Origin of the sequence: Vibrio sp. 10N.261.51.A4 (genome assembly GCF_041471945.1) — a bacterium.
In the GTDB taxonomy this organism is placed as follows: domain Bacteria; phylum Pseudomonadota; class Gammaproteobacteria; order Enterobacterales; family Vibrionaceae; genus Vibrio; species Vibrio crassostreae_C.
Genome location: NZ_JBFRPJ010000001.1, coordinates 1 through 19,904, shown reverse-complemented (window position 1 = coordinate 19,904; position 19,904 = coordinate 1). Strand labels below are relative to the sequence as shown.

Annotated in this window: 17 protein-coding genes; 10 read left to right on the top strand and 7 right to left on the bottom strand. The window is 44.9% G+C overall.

Annotated features, from left to right (window positions below):
• Positions 1-15: 15 nt before the first annotated feature.
• Positions 16-1,647 (bottom strand): SulP family inorganic anion transporter, encoded by a 1,632-nt coding sequence (locus AB4384_RS00085; RefSeq protein WP_170960822.1) that lies wholly within the window; start codon positions 1,645-1,647, stop codon positions 16-18.
• Positions 1,648-1,933: 286 nt separating this feature from the next.
• Between AB4384_RS00085 and can the strand changes: the two genes are divergently transcribed.
• Positions 1,934-2,602, top strand: a complete 669-nt coding sequence (can, locus tag AB4384_RS00080; RefSeq protein ID WP_017063246.1) for a carbonate dehydratase — start codon at positions 1,934-1,936, stop codon at positions 2,600-2,602.
• A gap of 74 nt (positions 2,603-2,676) precedes the next feature.
• Here the strand turns inward: can and hpt are convergent, their stop codons facing one another.
• Complete coding sequence (gene hpt, locus AB4384_RS00075; RefSeq protein WP_017059438.1) at positions 2,677-3,207, bottom strand: hypoxanthine phosphoribosyltransferase; 531 nt, start codon at positions 3,205-3,207, stop codon at positions 2,677-2,679.
• 337 nt (positions 3,208-3,544) lie between these two features.
• On the opposite strand from hpt, the gene AB4384_RS00070 reads away from it, so the two are divergent.
• Positions 3,545-4,150 (top strand): LuxR/HapR/OpaR family quorum-sensing transcriptional regulator, encoded by a 606-nt coding sequence (locus AB4384_RS00070; RefSeq protein ID WP_019824386.1) that lies wholly within the window; start codon positions 3,545-3,547, stop codon positions 4,148-4,150.
• A gap of 191 nt (positions 4,151-4,341) precedes the next feature.
• On the opposite strand, the gene lpdA is transcribed toward AB4384_RS00070, so the two are convergent.
• The 5 genes from lpdA to ampD all read right to left on the bottom strand — a co-directional run bounded on the left by lpdA (position 4,342) and on the right by ampD (position 12,507).
• The gene (gene lpdA, locus AB4384_RS00065; RefSeq protein WP_017059440.1) at positions 4,342-5,772 is read right to left on the bottom strand and encodes a dihydrolipoyl dehydrogenase; all 1,431 of its coding nucleotides are present in this window, start codon (positions 5,770-5,772) and stop codon (positions 4,342-4,344) included.
• A 242-nt stretch (positions 5,773-6,014) separates the two neighbouring features.
• Positions 6,015-7,910 (bottom strand): pyruvate dehydrogenase complex dihydrolipoyllysine-residue acetyltransferase, encoded by a 1,896-nt coding sequence (gene aceF / locus AB4384_RS00060; RefSeq protein ID WP_372128657.1) that lies wholly within the window; start codon positions 7,908-7,910, stop codon positions 6,015-6,017.
• Between the two features lie 26 nt (positions 7,911-7,936).
• Positions 7,937-10,600: a pyruvate dehydrogenase (acetyl-transferring), homodimeric type gene (gene aceE, locus AB4384_RS00055; protein ID WP_017059442.1), complete on the bottom strand. Its 2,664-nt coding sequence runs from the start codon at positions 10,598-10,600 to the stop codon at positions 7,937-7,939.
• Between the two features lie 62 nt (positions 10,601-10,662).
• Positions 10,663-11,424 carry a pyruvate dehydrogenase complex transcriptional repressor PdhR gene (gene pdhR, locus AB4384_RS00050; protein ID WP_136973772.1) on the bottom strand — a complete coding sequence of 254 codons (762 nt, stop codon included), beginning with the start codon at positions 11,422-11,424 and terminating at the stop codon, positions 10,663-10,665.
• A gap of 483 nt (positions 11,425-11,907) precedes the next feature.
• Entirely contained in the window at positions 11,908-12,507 is a 600-nt protein-coding gene (ampD, locus tag AB4384_RS00045) for a 1,6-anhydro-N-acetylmuramyl-L-alanine amidase AmpD (RefSeq protein WP_017059444.1), read from the bottom strand.
• Positions 12,508-12,590: 83 nt separating this feature from the next.
• On the opposite strand from ampD, the gene nadC reads away from it, so the two are divergent.
• From nadC to yacG, 8 genes are all read left to right on the top strand, one after another.
• Complete coding sequence (gene nadC, locus AB4384_RS00040) at positions 12,591-13,481, top strand: carboxylating nicotinate-nucleotide diphosphorylase (protein ID WP_016790034.1); 891 nt, start codon at positions 12,591-12,593, stop codon at positions 13,479-13,481.
• A gap of 253 nt (positions 13,482-13,734) precedes the next feature.
• Positions 13,735-14,187, top strand: coding sequence for a pilin (locus AB4384_RS00035; RefSeq protein ID WP_372128656.1), 453 nt, complete (start codon positions 13,735-13,737; stop codon positions 14,185-14,187).
• A 5-nt stretch (positions 14,188-14,192) separates the two neighbouring features.
• A complete protein-coding gene (gene pilB / locus AB4384_RS00030) occupies positions 14,193-15,878 on the top strand; it encodes a type IV-A pilus assembly ATPase PilB (RefSeq protein WP_372128654.1) in 1,686 nt (561 codons plus the stop codon).
• Positions 15,879-15,893: 15 nt separating this feature from the next.
• The gene (locus AB4384_RS00025; protein WP_372128653.1) at positions 15,894-17,123 is read left to right on the top strand and encodes a type II secretion system F family protein; all 1,230 of its coding nucleotides are present in this window, start codon (positions 15,894-15,896) and stop codon (positions 17,121-17,123) included.
• Between the two features lie 66 nt (positions 17,124-17,189).
• Positions 17,190-18,059 carry an A24 family peptidase gene (locus AB4384_RS00020; RefSeq protein WP_017058945.1) on the top strand — a complete coding sequence of 290 codons (870 nt, stop codon included), beginning with the start codon at positions 17,190-17,192 and terminating at the stop codon, positions 18,057-18,059.
• Positions 18,060-18,061: 2 nt separating this feature from the next.
• Complete coding sequence (gene coaE / locus AB4384_RS00015; protein ID WP_372128652.1) at positions 18,062-18,676, top strand: dephospho-CoA kinase; 615 nt, start codon at positions 18,062-18,064, stop codon at positions 18,674-18,676.
• A gap of 26 nt (positions 18,677-18,702) precedes the next feature.
• Positions 18,703-19,443, top strand: coding sequence for a cell division protein ZapD (gene zapD / locus AB4384_RS00010; protein WP_017063237.1), 741 nt, complete (start codon positions 18,703-18,705; stop codon positions 19,441-19,443).
• A 244-nt stretch (positions 19,444-19,687) separates the two neighbouring features.
• Complete coding sequence (yacG, locus tag AB4384_RS00005; RefSeq protein ID WP_004735515.1) at positions 19,688-19,885, top strand: DNA gyrase inhibitor YacG; 198 nt, start codon at positions 19,688-19,690, stop codon at positions 19,883-19,885.
• Positions 19,886-19,904 lie beyond the last annotated feature (19 nt).

The window sequence follows — 19,904 nt, the reverse complement described above, 5'->3', positions numbered from 1 at the left end:
CTTATTACTGAAAAATTAAACTGACTCAAATTGATGCTCATCTCTGTCGACATAGCTTGTTGCTGCCGTCAGGGCTTCATATCTGAATCGATAAGTGTTGGATTCAGGTACTAGGTCAATCACGTGGAACTTCTCTAGTTGTTGACGAGTATTCTCATTAGGACACAGCAGATACACCTCACACTGCGCATCCAATGCATCTTTAATCGCATTCTCTAGCGCTAGGCCAACAGTGACATCAATCATAGGTACATCTGTCAGGTCTAGAATCATCGCTTCATAGTCAGAGATACTTGAGTGCTGACGTGAAATCGCCTTTGAAACGCTGAATATCATCGGCCCTGATAGGTAGAAGAATAGCACCTTACCATTGGCACTATCGAGTAACTGACGTTCGCTATCAGTCAATGGGATATCGTCTTCATCATCACCATCACTGATCGCCTTAACTTGTCTGGCTTGCTCTCGGCTTAATCTTTCAATAATCAGAATATTCGAGATAAACACACCCAGTCCAACGGCAATAATCAAGTCAACAAACACAGTCAATAGCATCACGCCGTACATCACGCCCATGCCGGCATAGCTAACCTTGTGCGCGCGCTGGATAAAGCTCCAATCTAGGATATTGAAACCAACATACATCGCGATACCAGCCAGCACTGCCATAGGAATCGGTTCTGTTAAACCACCTGCAACCAATACCACGAGCGCAAGTACTAAAGCTCGAATAACACCTGAAAGCGGAGAACGCGCTCCCACCTGAATATTGGTTACAGTCCCCATAGTAGCACCCGCGCCAGGTAGTGCACCAAACAGGCCAGAGATCATATTGGCAATGCCTTGGCCACGAAGCTCTTTGTCTGAGTCATGCTCTTTACGAGTCAATGAATCTCCGATAACCGCGGTCAAAAGCGTATCAATACAACCTAATGTACCAAGCACCAAGGCATCGATAACCATAGTAGTAAACTGTTCAGCGCTGATCGTAGGGATAACGAGGGAAGGTAAACCAGCTGGGATTTCACCAATACGGCGAATAGAGTCGGTATCAAAAATAATGACGGACAAGAGCGTTACAGCCACTAACGCGACCAGTTGAGCAGGCACATACTTACGATACTTAGCGGGGAAGCCAAAAAGAATACCGAGTGTCAGAGCACCTAGAAATAGCTCGCTGATTTTAAGATTAGCCAATGTATCTGGAAGTGCAGAGAGCGTGCCCATTACACCACCGGATGGAGCGGCATGCCCTAACAATGGAGACAGCTGCAAGATAATCAGAATAACGCCAATGCCCGACATGAATCCGGAGATCACGCTATATGGCATCAAAGTGACGTATTTTCCTAGCTTTAACGTACCAAGTAATATCTGGAATGCACCGGCCATCATCACGACAGTAAAGGTCATTGCCATACCCGTTTCAGGATATTTAGCAACCATACTCGTCATTACGGCAGTCATGATCACCGTCATCGGGCCGGTAGGTTCAGATATCAAACTACTCGAACCGCCAAACAATGCTGCAAATAGGCCAACCATAATGGCGCCCCACAAGCCAGCTTCAGCTCCCGCGCCAGAAGCAACACCAAATGCCAATGCTAAAGGTAACGAGATGATGGCTGTAGTTACACCGCCAAACATATCCCCTTTGAGATTGATATCCGTAAAACGACTTCCAAACAAAACACACCTTCCTGATGATGAAATGACAAACCTTATCACTTTAGCAAATGTATCAAGTATTCAGAAAGTGTTAATTCAATCACATTATTCATGTCTTATAACCGGATTATTGATAGTGGGCTAAGTTTATGATTTTCCTTACTAGAACACGTCAGATGAGTACATTTTGACGCAGTTTTTACGAGATTGAATTTGTAACATTGTGTATAGTTAAGCATCTTAATTGAGGGATGTAAGAAGCAAGATGCCAGAAATAAAACAGCTTTTTGAGAACAATTCCAAATGGTCTGAAGAAATTCGCTCTGAAAGACCTGAGTATTTTACAACGCTTGAAGAGGGTCAAAGCCCTGGTTTTCTATGGATAGGTTGTTCAGATAGCCGAGTTCCAGCCGAGCGCCTGACTGGCTTATATTCTGGAGAACTGTTTGTTCACCGAAACGTGGCCAACCAAGTGGTTCATACAGACCTAAACTGTCTATCTGTTGTTCAGTACGCAGTAGATGTGCTTAAAGTGAAACACATTATTGTCTGTGGTCACTACGGTTGTGGCGGTGTTAACGCGGCGATTGATAACCCTAAACTTGGTCTTATCAACAACTGGTTACTGCACATCCGTGACAATTACCTAAAATACCGCAAGCAAATCGAGGGGCTTCCTCGTGAGCAATGGGGTGACAAGTTATGCGAAATTAACGTCGCAGAACAGGTTTATAACCTAGGTAACTCAACCATTATGCAAAATGCGTGGGAGCGTGGCCAAGACGTTGAAATCCATGGTGTGGTTTATGGTATTGGCGATGGCAAGCTACAGGACCTTGGCGTACGTTGCTCAAGTAACGATACTTTAGAGAACAGTCACTTAGATGCATTAAACAAGATCTTAACGACGCCTCTTCTTAGTCAACAAAGCTAACCCATTCCGTCATATATACAAAAAGCCCGCATCAAGCGGGCTTTTTAATGACTTCTAAACCACAAGCGTAATGATTACTCTTGAGGTACTACCTTACCGATGTACGGTAGGTGACGATATTTTTGTGCGTAGTCGATACCAACACCAACAACAAACTCGTCTGGGATCTCAAAACCAATCCATTTTGTATCGACAGTCACTTCACGGCGAGAAGGCTTGTCTAATAGCGTACAAATTTCGATAGACTTAGGACCACGTAGGCTCAGAATCTCTTTTACTTTAGTCAGCGTGTTACCTGTATCGATAATATCCTCTACAAGTAGAACGTCTTTACCTTGGATATCATCATCAAGATCTTTCAAAATACGAACATCACGTGAGCTTTCCATGCCGTTGCCGTAGCTAGACGCGGTCATGAAATCAACTTGGTGAGTTAAATCGATAGCACGAGCAAGATCTGCCATAAAGACAAAAGATCCACGCAATAAGCCAACTAAAACTAGATCTTCACTACCATTGTAGTGTTCCGTGATCTGTTTGCCTAGTTCGTTCACTCGATCCTGAACTTCTTGCTCAGAGATCATGACTTCAACTGTATGCTTCATACTGCTCTCATTCTATTTGGTGATTGCGACGAATGTTGACAGTTTCGTCAGTTGTGTCGCTCAATTTTGTGCGTAAGTCTAGCACTGCTCAAATACCCACACCACCTTATGGTTCGAATTTACTGTCAGATTCTCAACGAAATGTGCGCTGGTGCCTTATCCAATACTCGTCTCCTTTCACATCAATGCTGATCACGCTTTATGTATCAAGTTTGATGTAACTGTCTATAAAACAAGCTGAAAGGATTGACCATTCGCATATGCACCATTACACTCATCTTGGCTTAAATAATAATAAAATCATTAATATAAAAATTTCGTTGGCAAGGAAAATAAAATGGACTCAATATCTAAGAGACCTAGAACTAGGCTTTCACCTTTAAAAAGAAAACTTCAATTGATGGAAATCGCTCTTGAGGTATTCTCTCGCCGCGGTATCGGTCGTGGTGGACACGCTGATATTGCAGACATCGCTCAGGTGTCTGTCGCAACTGTATTTAACTACTTCCCTACCCGTGAAGATCTGGTTGATGAAGTACTAAATCACGTTGTACGCCAATTCTCTAACTTCCTTTCAGACAATATCGATCTGGATATTCACGCAAAACAAAACCTACATAATATTGCGACTGAAATGGTGACGTTAGTGGCTCAAGATAGCCATTGGTTAAATGTGTGGTTCGAATGGAGCGCTTCGACTCGTGATGAAGTATGGCCGCTATTCGTAACAACGAACCGCACTAACCAAATGTTAGTACAAAACATGTTTAGCAAAGCGATTGAACGTGGCGAAGTTTGTGACGATCACGATCCTAAACATCTAGCCAATCTATTCCACGGCATTTGCTACTCGCTATTCATCCAAGCAAAACGTGTAGAAACGCCAGAAGAGCTTTCAAGCTTAACGGATAGCTACTTGAACATGCTGTGCATTTATAAGTAGATTCGAGTAAATAATTTAAGGGTTGGCCTAATGGGCCAACCCTTTTTTGTAGAATGGAATGTCTCTTCGCATCCCGAAGCGCAGCGTACTCGCATCTCGGAGTGAAACGTTCCTGCTCTTTTCTTCAGACATAAAAAAACCGCTGACGAATCAGCGGCTTTTAAAAACATTAGCGAGTGGCTAAAGAAGGATTACTTCTTCTTTTTCACTGCTTTCTTGTTTGGAAGGTCAGTGATTGAACCTTCGAATACTTCCGCAGCTAGACCAACAGACTCGTGTAGAGTTGGGTGAGCGTGGATAGTAAGTGCGATATCTTCTGCATCACAACCCATTTCGATCGCTAGGCCGATTTCGCCAAGAAGTTCACCACCGTTAGTACCAACAACAGCACCACCGATTACGCGATGAGTATCTTTATCGAAGATCATCTTAGTCACGCCGTCTGCACAGTCAGAAGCGATTGCACGACCAGAAGCAGCCCAAGGGAAAGTAGCAACTTCGTAATTGATGCCTTCAGCTTTCGCTTCTTTCTCAGTCTTACCTACCCAAGCAACTTCTGGCTCAGTGTACGCAATTGATGGGATTACTTTAGGGTCGAAGTAGTGCTTCTTACCAGAGATAACTTCAGCAGCTACGTGACCTTCATGCACACCTTTGTGAGCAAGCATTGGTTGACCAACAACATCACCGATCGCGTGGATGTGAGGAACGTTAGTACGCATTTGCTTATCAACATTGATGAAACCACGCTCATCAACTTCGATACCCGCTTTTTCAGCGTCGATAAGTGCACCGTTTGGAACACGACCGATAGCAACAAGAACAGCATCGTAGCGTTCAGCTTCAGCTGGTGCTTTTTTGCCTTCCATTGAAACGTAGATACCGTCTTCTTTTGCTTCAACAGCAGTCACTTTAGTTTCAAGCATTAGCTTGAACTTGTTCTTAATGCGCTTAGTGAAAACTTTAACGATGTCTTTATCCGCAGCAGGGATAACTTGATCGAACATCTCTACAACTTCAACTTTAGAACCTAGAGAGTGGTAAACCGTACCCATCTCAAGACCGATGATACCGCCGCCCATGATAAGCAGTTTTTCAGGTACTTCGTTTAGTTCTAGTGCATCCGTAGAATCCCAAATACGTGGGTCTTCATGTGGGATGAAAGGAAGTTTGATTGGGCGAGAACCCGCAGCAATGATTGCGTTGTCGAAGTTAACAGTTGTTGCTTCGCCTTCGCCTTCAACAAGAATGCTGTTAGGACCAGTGAACTTACCGAAACCGTTAACAACAGTAACGTTACGCATCTTAGCCATACCGCCAAGACCGCCAGTTAGTTGATCAACTACTTTTTCTTTCCAGATACGGATCTTGTTGATGTCCGTTTGTGGCTCGCCGAATACAACGCCGTGCTCTGCCATCGCTTTAGCTTCTTCGATTACTTTAGAAACGTGAAGAAGTGCTTTTGATGGAATACAACCAACGTTTAGACATACACCACCAAGAGTGCTGTAACGTTCAACTAGTACTGTTTCTAGACCTAAATCCGCACAACGGAATGCCGCTGAGTAACCAGCAGGACCTGAACCAAGTACAACAACTTGGGCTTTAATTTCTTTGCTCATTGTGACCTCTTGTAGTCATTATCCCTAACAGGCTGAGTAGATGTTCTTAAAATTATTGGGCTTTCAAACAGGAAACATTTTACAGAGATGTTAACAGTGTGAAAGTAGCTTTAAGTTAGCCTGTGAGCTAGACAACAATTCCCCATCAGATTATGAGAAATGCAGGAAACTGTTGTCTAAAAATAGTCTTTATATAAAGAATTAAGGTGACCCGAAAGTCACCTTAATAATTACTTTCTCAATTACAGTACTAGACGACGAATGTCAGATAGTGCGCTGTTTAGGAAAGTAATGAAGCGTGCACCTTCAGCACCATCGATCACACGGTGGTCGTATGATAGAGACAGTGGAAGCTGTAGACGTGGTTGGAACTCTTTACCATTCCAAACTGGCTTAATTTCAGACTTAGATACACCTAGGATACCTACTTCTGGAGCATTTACGATTGGAGTAAATGCAGTGCCGCCAATACCACCAAGGCTAGAGATTGTGAAACAACCGCCTTGCATGTCTGCCGCTGTTAGCTTACCAGAACGTGCTTTCTTAGAAACAGCCATTAGCTCTTCAGATAGCTCGTAAATGCCTTTCTTGTTCACGTCTTTGAAGACAGGAACAACTAGACCGTTTGGTGTATCAACAGCGATACCCACGTTTACGTACTTCTTAAGAATGATGCTTTCGCCATCTTCAGAAAGAGAAGAGTTAAACGCTGGGAATGCTTCTAGCGCTTTAGCAACAGCTTTCATGATGAACACAAGTGGAGTGATCTTCATGCCAGTGTCTTTCTTCGCTTCGATTGCGTTCTGTTCTTTACGGAATGCTTCTAGCTCAGTGATGTCTGCGTTGTCCCATTGTGTAACGTGAGGGATCATTACCCAGTTACGGTGCAGGTTAGCACCAGAGATCTTCTTAATCTTAGAAAGCTTCTGAACTTCAGTTTCGCCGAACTTGCTGAAGTCAACTTTTGGCCATGGTAGTAGACCAAGAGCAGAACCGTCGCCGCCTTTGCCAGATGCAGCTGCACCAGACTCAAGACGCTTAAGTGCATCTTTAACGTAAGACTGAACGTCTTCTTTAAGGATACGGCTCTTACGACCAGTACCTTTAACCTTAGAAAGGTTAACGCCAAATTCACGAGCTAGACGACGAACTACTGGAGAAGCGTGCGCGTAGTCACCGTTCTCTTGGAAGTCGCCAGCTGCTGCAGGTGCTTCTGCTTTAGGAGCAGGTGCCGCCGCTGGAGCTGCTGCTTGTGCAGGTGCTGCAACAGGAGCAGGAGCTGCGCCTTCAACCGGAGTGCCGGCCACGACGAAAGTCATGATTAGAGAGCCAGTTGACACTTTGTCGCCAGCTGCAATCTTGATCTCTTTTACTGTACCAGCGAATGGTGCAGGAACTTCCATTGAAGCTTTGTCGCCTTCAACAGTAATTAGAGATTGCTCTTCTTCTACTGTATCACCAACCGCTACCATGATTTCAGTAACTTCTACTTCATCACCACCGATATCAGGAACGTTTACTTCTTTCTCAGCAGATGCTGCTGGAGCAGCTGCAACTGGTGCTGCCGCCGCAGGAGCCGGAGCTGCTGCAGGTGCTGAACCAGCCACTTCGAATACCATTACTAGAGAACCAGTAGAAACTGAATCACCAGAAGCGATCTTGATTTCTTTAACGATACCAGCGAATGGTGCAGGAACTTCCATAGAAGCCTTGTCGCCTTCAACAGTAAGAAGAGATTGCTCTTCTTCTACTGCATCACCGATTGCAACCATGATTTCAGTTACTTCAACTTCATCACCGCCGATGTCTGGTACGTGAACTTCTTTAAGCTCAGCCGCCGCTGCAGGAGCTGCAGCAACTGGTGCCGCCGCTTCAACTGCTGGCGCAGCCGGTGCTGCAGCAGCACCTTCCGCTTCGAAGATCATGATAAGAGAACCAGTAGAAACTGAATCGCCTTCAGCTACTTTGATTTCTTTAACGATACCCGCTTGAGACGCTGGAACTTCCATTGAAGCTTTGTCGCCTTCAACAGTGATCAGTGACTGCTCTTCTTCAACCTTGTCACCAACGTTTACAAGAATCTCAGTTACTTCAACCTCGTCAGCACCGATGTCTGGTACATTAATTTCGATTGTCATTGTATTTACCTACCTTAATGCCAGTCTTATGCGTATTGCGGGTTAGTTTTTTCAGTGTCGATATCGAACTTAGCAATTGCTTCAACAACTACTGATTTCTCGATGTCACCACGTTTAGCCAGTTCAGTTAGAGCTGCAACTACGATGTAGCCAGCGTTCACTTCGAAGTGACGACGTAGGTTTGCACGGCTGTCAGAACGGCCGAAACCATCTGTACCAAGTACTTTGTAAGACTCAGTTGGCATGTACGCACGTACTTGCTCAGCGTAGTTCTTCATGTAGTCAGTCACTGCGATTGCAGGTTCTTTACCAAGAACAGTCGTGATGTACGGTACTTTCTCTTCAGCTTCTGGATGAAGCATGTTGTCACGCTCTACCGCTTGGCCGTCACGAGTTAGTTCGTTGAACGACGTTACTGAGAATACGTCAGATGCTACGCCGTACTCTTCGCTTAGAATTTCAGCCGCTTTACGCGCTTCGTTCATGATAGTACCAGAGCTCATTAGTTGAACTTTGCCCTTAGCACCAGCGTGAGATTCAAGCTTGTAGATACCTTTACGGATGCCTTCTTCAGCGCCTTCTGGCATTGCTGGCATTGCGTAGTTCTCGTTCATTACTGTTAGGTAGTAGTAAACGTTCTCTTGCTCAGGACCGTACATGCGACGGATACCGTCTTGCATGATTACCGCTAGCTCGTAAGCGAACGTTGGGTCGTAAGAGATACAGTTAGGGATAGTGTTCGCTTGGATGTGCGAGTGACCATCTTCGTGCTGTAGACCTTCACCGTTCAGTGTTGTACGACCTGCAGTAGCACCTAGTAGGAAGCCACGAGCTTGTTGGTCGCCTGCTAGCCATGCCATGTCACCAATACGTTGGAAACCGAACATTGAGTAGTAGATGTAGAACGGGATCATCGGTAGATCGTTTGTGCTGTATGAAGTTGCAGCAGCAACCCATGAAGCCATAGAACCTAGTTCGTTGATACCTTCTTGAAGAACTTGACCAGACGTTGCTTCTTTGTAGTAAGAAACGATGCCTTTATCTTCAGGTGTGTATTCTTGACCGTGTGGGTTGTAGATACCAACCTGACGGAATAGACCTTCCATACCGAATGTACGAGCTTCATCACAGATGATAGGAACGATGTTCTTACCAATGTTCTTATCTTTAAGAAGGATGTTTAGCGTACGTACATAAGCCATAGTTGTAGAGATATCACGCTTCTGTTCACCTAGTAGAGGTGCGAATGCGTCTAGCTCAGGAACCTTGAACTCTTGAGTAAACTTAGGAAGACGTGCAGGTGTGTAACCGTGTAGAGCGTTACGACGAGCGTGCATGTATTCGTACTCAGGCGTACCTTCTTCCAGTTTCAGGTAAGGAAGTTCAGCGATCTTCTCATCTGAAAGGATGTCTTCTAGGCCTAGGCGATCACGTAGGTGTTGAACATGAGTCATGTCCATTTTCTTAACACCGTGTGCAATGTTCTTACCTTCAGCTGCATCACCCATGCCGTAACCTTTAACAGTCTTAGCTAGGATTACAGTTGGCTTACCGTTTGTCTCTTTTGCATTGTTGAATGCAGCAAACAGTTTAGAAGAATCGTGACCACCACGCTTAAGAGCGAAGATTTCGTCATCAGTCATGTCTGCAACTAGTGCAGCTGTTTCTGGGTACTTACCAAAGAAGTGCTCACGTACGTATGCGCCATCTTTAGATTTGAATGTCTGGTAGTCACCATCGATAGTTTCGTTCATTAGTTGAAGAAGCTTACCAGTCGTGTCTTTAGCCAGTAGAGAATCCCAGTTGCTACCCCAGATAACTTTAACAACGTTCCAACCTGCGCCTTTAAATAGGCCTTCAAGTTCTTGGATGATGCTGCCGTTACCCATTACAGGGCCGTCTAGACGCTGTAGGTTACAGTTGATTAGGAAACATAGGTTGTCTAGCTTCTCACGCGCAGCGAAAGAGATAGCACCACGTGATTCTGGCTCATCCATCTCACCGTCACCTAGGAACGCGTATACGCGTTGCGCTGAAGTTTCTTTCAGGCCACGGCCGTCAAGGTACTTAAGGAAGCGCGCTTGGTAGATAGCAGAGATAGGGCCAAGACCCATAGATACTGTCGGGAACTGCCAGAACTCAGGCATCAGTTTCGGGTGCGGGTAAGAAGGGATACCTTTACCATCAACTTCTTGACGGAAGTTATCTAGCTGTTCTTCAGTTAGACGACCTTCAACGAATGCACGAGAGTAGATACCAGGAGAGATGTGACCTTGGTAGTAAACTAGATCGCCACCGTCTGTCTCGTTTGGAGCACGGAAGAAGTGGTTGAAACATACTTCGTAGAACGCTGCTGCTGACTGGTAAGAAGCCATGTGACCACCAAGGTCTAGGTCTTTCTTAGAAGCACGCAATACGATCATGATTGCGTTCCAGCGAATAATCGAACGAATACGACGCTCAAGAGTTACGTCACCAGGGTAAGCTGGCTCTTGTGCTGCTGGAATTGTGTTGATGTAGTTTGTGTTGATGCCTGTAGCCATATCAACACCATCTAAACGCGCTTTATCTAGAACTTGTTCTAGTAAAAACTGTGCACGTTCTACACCTTCTTCACGTACTACTGACTCAAGAGCTTCTAACCAATCTTGAGTTTCCAGAGCATCAACGTCATGCTTCATGTCAGACATGGCGATCTATCCTTTTTGTTAGTTGGATTCTACTAAACACGTAAATAGCCGAAGTATTACGGCTATTTACCCTGTTGAATTCGACGTAAAGAACGTTCGCGGCGCGACTCTTCTTTGGTCAAATCCATCAATGTTTCTTCGATGTAAGCTAAATGAGAGTGTGACATTTCACGTGCCTGTTCTGGCTGTCCTGAAACGATCGCATCCACAATGTTAGCTCGATGTATACTCACTTTCTCCACAACGTCTTTACGACGATGCAACAGCTTTAAATTCTCTAAGACGTTTTGTTCGAGTAACGGAGCCAAGCTACGAACAATGTGCAATAACACCACATTGTGCGCTGCCTCTGTTAAAGCAATAAGAAAAGCCATCACCGCTGCAGATTCGGCTTCAATATCACCCTTTTCTTGCGCGCCGTGAATTTTTTCTTGGCAGGCTTGAATACGAGCAAAGTCTTCATCGGTTCCACGCAATGCCGCGAAGTAAGCCGAAATCCCTTCCATCGCATGACGCGATTCCAACAAGTCTAGTTGGGTTTCAGAATGGGACGACAACAAATTAAGCAAAGGATCTGAAAAGCTTTTCCAGATATTTTCGCTAACAAACGTACCTCCACCTTGACGGCGAGTAAGCAAGCGTTTTGCTTCTAAACGTTGTATCGCTTCTCGGATCGAAGGACGAGACACATCGAACTGTTTCGCCAGTTCGCGCTCAGGCGGCAGCTGCTGCCCTGGAGCCAGTGTTCCTTCCACTATCAACCTTTCTAACTCTTGTTCGATAACATCGGAGAGTTTTGGCTGACGAATCCTTTGATAAGCCATAGTTTGTTGTTCTTCTTTTTCTTCGCTGACAATTGGTAATACCAATTTTAAGTTGGGCAGAAATTAACATAATTAAAACGCCACTGTCCAGCCTAAAATTGACCTGCATCATAGAATACAGCGTGAATTAACCATGATTTAACAAATGAAATTTAAAACAGCAACCAAATTGGTCTTACCATTTACAGGGGTAATACTTTTGGGGAGTGTTCTTGCTAGAAAGTTTCAGGATAAAAATGAATTGTTTCAGAAAGATTAGTGTCACTCGTTTAAAAATCGAACCAAGCGCACATTTAGGGTGGAAATTCTGTTCATAAGTTTTAATAAATGAGTGTTTGATAAGTTCGTCACACTCTCAATTTATTGATGCGCTTCTCTCCACCACTTTCTTTACATCGCAACAACAAAAATTCACAAGTCATTATGCCAGGCGTTGACTATTCAACGCCCACCAGCGGTAAGCCCATCGTCAAAAACTGAGGCTTAAGCTTTGAGATTTTTTTTAAACTTCTGCCAATCAAACACCAAGCCAGGGTCAGTTTTACGCAAAGGCGCTATATATTGATGGCCAGTGATACGCTCACTGGTGATTTGAGGAAACGTCGATACGAGCGTTTCTGTTAATTGGCTAAGCGCTTGATACTGCTGCTCGCTATAAGCTACAAAGTCACTACCTTCCAGTTCAATACCAATAGAGTAATCATTGCACCTTTCACGCCCTGCAAAACTCGACTGGCCAGCATGCCAAGCTCGGTCTAAGAAAGAAACGAACTGCACCACTTCCCCATCGCGACGAATCAAACAGTGCGCCGACACGCCCATTTGGTGAATCACCTTAAAAAACGGGTGTTCCTTCGGGTCGAGTTTGCCCGTAAAAAACAGTTCTATGTAAGGCCCACCAAATTGACCCGGAGGCAAGCTAATGTTGTGAACCACCAGCAGAGAAATATCGTCGGCACTCGGTCGAGCATCAAAATACGGAGAAGGAACATGCCGAGCGTTGTCGTACCATCCGTTGGAGCTGATCGTCATCTTGGTCTCACTTTCTTTTCTGCTAGCACAATAAGATGTGACCTTGCCCATAGAGCAGTCGCGCTAGCCTCTTTAATTTGAAGTTAAGCAAGAGTATCATTCCATTCCCACTCCCTTTCAAGATTAGATTTGCGATGAAAAACACACATAACAGCCACCAACGCCTTGACTACTTAAAAGAGCAACTGCCTCTAGAGATCACTCGTGCAGTAGCCGAGACTATCAAAGAAGACCTAGGTGGCACGTTAGATCCAGCGGCTGACATCACGGCAAGTCTAATCCCTGCAGACGCAATCAACAGTGCAACTATTATTACCCGTGAGCACGGCGTGTTCTGCGGTAAAGCTTGGGCAGATGAAGTGTTTAAGCAATTGGGCGGTGAAGTGACTATCGAGTGGAATGTAGAAGATGGCGACAAGGTTGAACCAAACCAAACGCTTTGCACGCTAACTGGCCCAGCACGCGCGCTATTAACGGGTGAGCGCAATGCAATGAATTTCATTCAAACGCTATCTGGTTGTGCGACTACGACGGCTATCTACGCAGACAAAATTAAACACACAGAGTGCCGCCTGTTAGATACGCGTAAAACGATACCTGGCCTGCGCAGCGCACTAAAATACGCAGTCGCTTGTGGCGGCGGTTTCAACCACCGTATTGGGGTTTTCGATGCTTACCTAATCAAAGAAAACCACATCATCGCTTGTGGTGGCATTGAGAAGGCTATCTCTACAGCAAAAGAGCTGAACCCAGGTAAGCCTGTGGAAGTTGAAACCGAAAGCCTAGAAGAGCTAGAGCAAGCGATCAACGCTGGCGCAGACATCATCATGTTAGACAACTTCACCACAGACATGATGCGTGAAGCCGTGAAAATCAACGCAGGACGTGCTGCGCTAGAAAACTCTGGTAACGTAACTTTAGATACCATTGCAGAGTTCGCTGAAACGGGTGTTGATTACATTTCGGTAGGCGCGCTAACTAAGCACCTAAAAGCAATGGATCTATCAATGAGATTCAAAGCGTAATTGACTGAATAATAAATAATTTCTGTAAAGGTACTGTTAATAACGGTGCCTTTTTTATTGCCTGAATTATCAATATTTCAAGCAGTTATTTAAGCTGATCGCATAATTTTGCCTGCTATATGAAACACTACACCAATAAATACCAAACCGCTCGCGACCGCACCTGAACACCATTCCACTACCCCATCTCAACTTCTATTCTTTCCATCAACCAGTGCTTGCGCTGAAACAAACTAAACAATGGAATAGAACAATGAATAACAAGAACAAAAGAACGAACCAGAAAGGCTTTACGCTGATTGAATTGATGATCGTGGTGGCCGTGATTGGAGTATTGGCCGCGATTGCCATTCCTCAATATCAAAAATATGTAGCAAAAAGTGAGGCCGCTTCTGCATTAGCCACCTTAACAGGTCTAAAAACCAACGCTGAGGCTTATACCGTAGAAAATGGTGTATTCCCAGACGCAACAAAGAGTAGTGCTATGGGAACCCCAACATCAGAGATGGGCAATATTGCCTTTGCAAATACTACCTCTTCAGCTGCGGGAACAATTAAATTCGAGTTTAACGGAACAGTAAGTCCTGACCTTAAAGGTCAAAGTATTTTATTGGCGCGAGAAACAAATGGTACATGGAAGTGCAAATCATCTGCAGATATTGTCAATAAAGCGGTTTATCCAAAAGGATGTAGCGCAGCACAGTAATCTTTATGCTAACCAACCTCCCAACCGTTCTCCGTCAGGCTAATTTACTTAGCCTGACTCAGGAGCAAGCCGTTGCGGAACATATACATGCTTCAGGTGTATCTACACCTGAAGCTTTGCTCGTTCTTGATTTCTTCAGCGGCGATTCCTTAGCTAGCAATATCAAAACCATTTTCGGTTTACCGTTAGTACAACTGGCCAGTACTGACTACGAAACCTTGTGTGACCAATTAGGGCTTCGTGAACTGATTACTAAATATCGTGCTATCCCGATTTCAGTTTCTAGTTCTACTCTTACGCTCGCCTCAGCCGACCCGACCGATTTACAAGCGGAAGATGATTTCCGATTCGCGACGGGATTGCAGATCGAGTTAGTTGTCGCTAATTACTCTGAATTAGAAGGCGCTATACGCAAGCTGTATGGCCGTTCTATTTCAGGGCAAGATTCCAAACGCAAAGAGATAACTCAAGACGAACTCGCCAATCTTGTTGAGGTTTCTGACGATGAGATAGCGTCGATTGAAGATCTCAGCCAAGACGATTCCCCTGTCAGCCGCTTTATCAATCAAATACTGGTCGATGCGGTGCGTAAGGGCGCATCAGATATCCACTTTGAACCTTACGAAGAAAACTACCGCGTACGTCTACGTTGCGATGGCATCCTTGTCGAAATTCAACAGCCCGCTTCTCACTTAAGTCGTCGTCTATCGGCGCGCTTGAAGATCCTCGCCAAACTCGATATCGCCGAGCGTCGCTTACCTCAAGATGGTCGTATTAAATTACGTTTAAACGACGAACTGGCGATTGATATGCGTGTATCAACTTTGCCGACCTTGTGGGGTGAAAAGATCGTTCTTCGACTGCTTGATAGCAGCGCGGCCAATCTAGATATCGATAAGTTAGGTTACAGCGAAGATCAAAAAGCACTCTACCTCAATGCCCTGAAACGCCCACAAGGGATGATCTTAATGACAGGCCCAACCGGCAGCGGAAAAACCGTCTCCCTATATACTGGCCTTCGAGTGCTCAACACAACTGAACGCAACATATCAACAGCCGAAGATCCGGTGGAAATTAACCTATGTGGTATCAATCAGGTACAAGTGACGCCTAAGATCGGCTTTGGATTTGCGGAAGCTCTGCGATCATTTTTACGACAAGACCCTGATGTGGTGATGGTTGGAGAGATCCGCGACTTGGAAACCGCAGAAATCGCGATCAAAGCATCGCAAACCGGTCACTTAGTACTTTCGACACTGCACACGAATTCCGCCGCAGAAACCGTCACCCGACTCGCACATATGGGTATAGAACCCTTTAACCTCGCTTCATCATTGAGTTTGATTATCGCCCAACGACTGGCAAGACGATTATGCAACCACTGCAAAGAAAATGACGACTCGCCAGACATATTCCTGCGTCACTCCATTCCTAACAGCCAAACCATCTACAAAGCGAGTCCTAAAGGTTGCAATGAGTGTAACCAGGGTTATTCGGGGCGAGTGGGTATCTATGAAGTGATGCCGTTTAGCGATCAACTGAAAAGCAGCCTGATCGACAAACCGAACGCGTTGGCCATTGAAAACTTGGCTCGCCGAGAAGGCATGAGAACTCTGCAAGAGTCGGGGCTAGATAAATTGCTTGAAGGCACCACCAGCTATCAAGAGCTGCAACGTGTTCTGTACATATAAACCAATGGAGCACCAATGAGTAGCAAGTCCAAACAATCACAATTAAAAAGCTATCACTGGAAAGGCATTAACAGCTCAGGCAAGAAAGTGTCTGGGCAAACGTTAGCGCTCACCGAATTGGAAGTACGAGAAAAGCTCAAAGAACAGCATATTCAGATTAAGAAAATCAAAAAGAAAAGTATTTCAGCCGTCACTCGTTTAACCCATAGAGTAAAAGCCAAAGACATCACTATTTTGACTCGGCAGCTTGCTACCATGCTGGCCACTGGTGTGCCTATCGTACAAGCCATCAAGTTGGTGTCGGACAATCACCGCAAAGCTGAAATGAAATCGATTCTATCGCATATCTGCAAAGGTGTAGAAGCCGGAACGCCAATCTCAAAAGCAATGCGAACCGCAAGCCGTCACTTTGATGACCTATACACTGATTTGGTCGCCACAGGCGAGCTCTCCGGTAACCTAGCACAAGTGTTCGAACGTTTGGCGACCTATAGAGAAAAGAGCGAGCAGTTAAAGTCCAAAGTCGTCAAAGCACTCATCTACCCCGCGATGGTGGTCACCGTTGCACTGACCGTTTCTTATTTAATGCTGACCATGGTGATTCCAGAGTTTGAGTCGATGTTTTCAGGCTTTGGCGCCGACCTGCCTTGGTTCACCCAACAAGTACTCTACCTTTCCCATTGGATGCAGGCTTATAGCTTCTATACGGCGGTAGGCATCGGGCTTGTTTTCCTGATTATGTACCAACTGTGTCAGCGTTCCCACTCGATCAAACTGTCTGTTAGTCGGCTAGGATTACGCTTTCCTGTTCTTGGTGGCGTATTAGCCAAAGCCTCTATTGCCAAATTCAGCCGAACCTTATCAACTAGCTTTAGTTCTGGCATTCCGATTTTAATGAGCCTTAAAACCACAGCCAAAACCGCAGGCAACCTGCATTATGAATCGGCCATCATTGAGGTTCACCGAGAAACGGCTGCTGGCATGCCAATGTATATCGCAATGCGCAATACCAACGCCTTTCCTGAAATGGTGTTACAGATGGTGATGATCGGTGAAGAGTCAGGAAACCTTGATGATATGCTCAATAAAGTAGCCTCCATTTACGAGTTTGAAGTCGACAACACAGTCGACAATTTGGGCAAAATTCTAGAGCCACTGATCATCGTGTTTTTAGGTACTGTTGTTGGTGGGCTTGTTGTCGCAATGTACTTACCGATCTTTAATCTTATGAGTGTGTTAGGATAGTTAAAAGCAACTAAACACCCATGAGCAGCAATCTCTGCTCACCTTGATTAAGTGGTAAAGGACACTATGGAAGTATTTCACTACTATCCTTGGCTATTCCCCGTATTAGCTTTCATTTTTAGCCTTCTTATCGGCAGCTTCCTCAACGTAGTCATACACCGTTTACCGATTATGATGGAACGCGAATGGCAACAAGAGTGCTCGGAGTATTTCTCTCAATATAAAATTCCAGCGCCAGAGGGGAAGTTTAATCTCAGTATTCCTCGTTCAACCTGCCCGAAATGCAAAACCCAATTAAGAATCGTCGACAATATCCCAGTCTTAAGCTGGTTGTTCTTAAAGGGTAAGTGCCATAGCTGTGCTAATCCAATCAGTGCTCGCTACCCTTTGGTCGAACTGCTTACCGCAATACTTTGCACAATGGTTGCTAGCCACTTTGGTTTCAGTTACTACGCCATTGCTTTGATTTTTTTCACCTTCGCACTGATTACCGCGACCTTTATCGATCTCGATACCATGCTACTGCCCGATCAAATCACCTTGCCTTTAGTATGGTCCGGTATCGCTTTAGCATTGTTTAATATCAGCCCAGTATCGCTGCAAGATTCTGTGGTTGGCGCAATGGCTGGCTACCTGGCTCTGTGGTCTGTTTATTGGTTGTTCAAACTACTGACAGGCAAAGAAGGCATGGGTTACGGTGACTTCAAACTCCTGGCTGCGCTTGGCGCATGGCTTGGTTGGCAGCACCTACCGATGATCATCCTTTTATCTTCGCTTGTTGGCCTTGTGTTTGGTTTGATTCAACTTCGCTTGAAACAGCAAGGCATCGATAAAGCCTTTCCATTTGGGCCCTACCTTGCGATTGCGGGTTGGGTAAGCTTGATGTGGGGTAACGACATCATGGGTTGGTATTTCACTTCTGTACTAGGAATTTAACCATGGCAATCATTATCGGATTAAGCGGTGGTATCGCCAGTGGCAAAACTACGGTCGCTAACCTGTTCAATGAGCATTTTAATATAGATATTGTTGATGCTGATATCGTGGCACGTGAAGTGGTTGCGCTGGGCAGTGTCGGCTTAAAACAGATTACAGAACACTTTGGTGAGTCTATCTTGCTTGACGATGGAACACTCAACCGAAGTAGGCTGCGTGAGCTGATCTTCTCAGATCCTAAAGAAAAGCAGTGGCTCAATGATCTTCTTCATCCCATGATCCGTGACAAAATTGACAGTGACCTGTCTAAAATCACATCCCCGTATGGTTTATTAGTTGCACCGCTATTGGTGGAAAACCAAATGCAAGGCATGGCCGATCGCGTATTAATTGTTGATGTGCCAGCAGAAGTTCAAATAGAACGTACGATGAGTCGTGACAATGTTTCTAGGGAACAAGTTGCATCAATTTTAAAATCACAGGCTTCAAGAGAACAACGCTTAGCAGTTGCAGATGACGTGATTAAAAACCATACTAAAAACCAAGAACTTTTGCCTCAAATCACAGATTTACATCAAAAGTATCTGGCAATCAGTACAGTAGATGGGTCAGAATAGAACTATGTTGAATGAAGGTTTGCTTGATGATCACCCATAAATTTGAACATCCTCTAAATGAGAAAACAAGAATCTACTTAAGAGTTGAATCGCTCTTGAGGCAGCTACACTTGTCTTCTACATTTTCCGATGCTCAACAGTATCAACTCTTTTTCCGTTCCATCTTTGATCTGATTGAAATCTTCGAACAGATCCAACTCAAGAGCGAACTCGCAAAAGATATTGAGAAGCAACGTGTAACCTACAAAAGCTGGTTGGATGTTGAAGGTGTCGATCAAGAGATGCTGACATCACTACTTAATGACATTGGTAACATCTATCGTGACCTGATGCAGGCAGAACGTTTTGGCCAGTCACTTAAAGAAGACCGCTTCCTAAGTGCAATTCGCCAACGCTTTAATCTTCCAGGTGGTTCATGCTGCTTTGATCTGCCCGCACTGCATTATTGGCTGCACCTTCCTCTCGATAAGAGAATGCGAGATGCCAAAGCTTGGATGGATAGCCTACAGCCTCTGTATGAAGCGCTAACACTGTGGTTGAAGCTCACCAGAGAGACGGGTCACTTCAAAGAGCAAATCGCTCGTGCTGGCTTCTTCCAGAGCGATGCCGATGAAGCGAATATCCTTCGTCTTTCTATTCCGATGCAATACGGTGCCTACCCGATGATCTCCGGTCACAAGAACCGCTTTGCTGTTAAGTTCATGAGCTTTGAAACTGGGCAAGCCTGTACTCAAGACATCGAATTTGAATTGGCAATCTGCACCTAATTAATTTCCTTTTATAGTTTGGCTTGAGCCCTCACTCGAGCCTAAACGAACTCTTATGCCAATCACAGTAAGTAAGTGTTCATAAATAGCGTAGGAAAAAGGCTTGAGAACAAGACAGAAATTTTCGATAAGTATTTATTCTACAATCAAAATTTCTAACGAAGTTATCGAGCGTTTTAACAAGCTAGGATGACCAGTTATTTACTACGATTGGTATTACTACACCTTCAAATTAAGAATCACTATGTCGAAGAAAATCACCATCGTTAAATGCCCTCAATGTAATGCTGACGTTGAATGGGGCGAACAAAGCCCGCACCGCCCGTTTTGCAGCAAGCAATGTCAGATGATTGATTTCGGTGAATGGGCAGACGAAGAGAACAGCATCGCTGGCGCACCAGATATGTCAGATAGCGATGGTTGGTCGGAAGATCCGCACTAAGCGAGTAGCGAGTAGCGAG

Bases quoted from the DNA above. Each gene is read 5' to 3' on its own strand.
- AB4384_RS00085 (WP_170960822.1), bottom strand. From the start codon at position 1,647: ATGTTTGGCGGTGTAACTACAGCCATCATCTCGTTACCTTTAGCATTG.
- can (WP_017063246.1), top strand. From the start codon at position 1,934: ATGCCAGAAATAAAACAGCTTTTTGAGAACAATTCCAAATGGTCTGAA.
- hpt (WP_017059438.1), bottom strand. From the start codon at position 3,207: ATGAAGCATACAGTTGAAGTCATGATCTCTGAGCAAGAAGTTCAGGAT.
- AB4384_RS00070 (WP_019824386.1), top strand. From the start codon at position 3,545: ATGGACTCAATATCTAAGAGACCTAGAACTAGGCTTTCACCTTTAAAA.
- lpdA (WP_017059440.1), bottom strand. From the start codon at position 5,772: ATGAGCAAAGAAATTAAAGCCCAAGTTGTTGTACTTGGTTCAGGTCCT.
- aceF (WP_372128657.1), bottom strand. From the start codon at position 7,910: ATGACAATCGAAATTAATGTACCAGACATCGGTGCTGACGAGGTTGAA.
- aceE (WP_017059442.1), bottom strand. From the start codon at position 10,600: ATGTCTGACATGAAGCATGACGTTGATGCTCTGGAAACTCAAGATTGG.
- pdhR (WP_136973772.1), bottom strand. From the start codon at position 11,424: ATGGCTTATCAAAGGATTCGTCAGCCAAAACTCTCCGATGTTATCGAA.
- ampD (WP_017059444.1), bottom strand. From the start codon at position 12,507: ATGGGCAAGGTCACATCTTATTGTGCTAGCAGAAAAGAAAGTGAGACC.
- nadC (WP_016790034.1), top strand. From the start codon at position 12,591: ATGAAAAACACACATAACAGCCACCAACGCCTTGACTACTTAAAAGAG.
- AB4384_RS00035 (WP_372128656.1), top strand. From the start codon at position 13,735: ATGAATAACAAGAACAAAAGAACGAACCAGAAAGGCTTTACGCTGATT.
- pilB (WP_372128654.1), top strand. From the start codon at position 14,193: ATGCTAACCAACCTCCCAACCGTTCTCCGTCAGGCTAATTTACTTAGC.
- AB4384_RS00025 (WP_372128653.1), top strand. From the start codon at position 15,894: ATGAGTAGCAAGTCCAAACAATCACAATTAAAAAGCTATCACTGGAAA.
- AB4384_RS00020 (WP_017058945.1), top strand. From the start codon at position 17,190: ATGGAAGTATTTCACTACTATCCTTGGCTATTCCCCGTATTAGCTTTC.
- coaE (WP_372128652.1), top strand. From the start codon at position 18,062: ATGGCAATCATTATCGGATTAAGCGGTGGTATCGCCAGTGGCAAAACT.
- zapD (WP_017063237.1), top strand. From the start codon at position 18,703: ATGATCACCCATAAATTTGAACATCCTCTAAATGAGAAAACAAGAATC.
- yacG (WP_004735515.1), top strand. From the start codon at position 19,688: ATGTCGAAGAAAATCACCATCGTTAAATGCCCTCAATGTAATGCTGAC.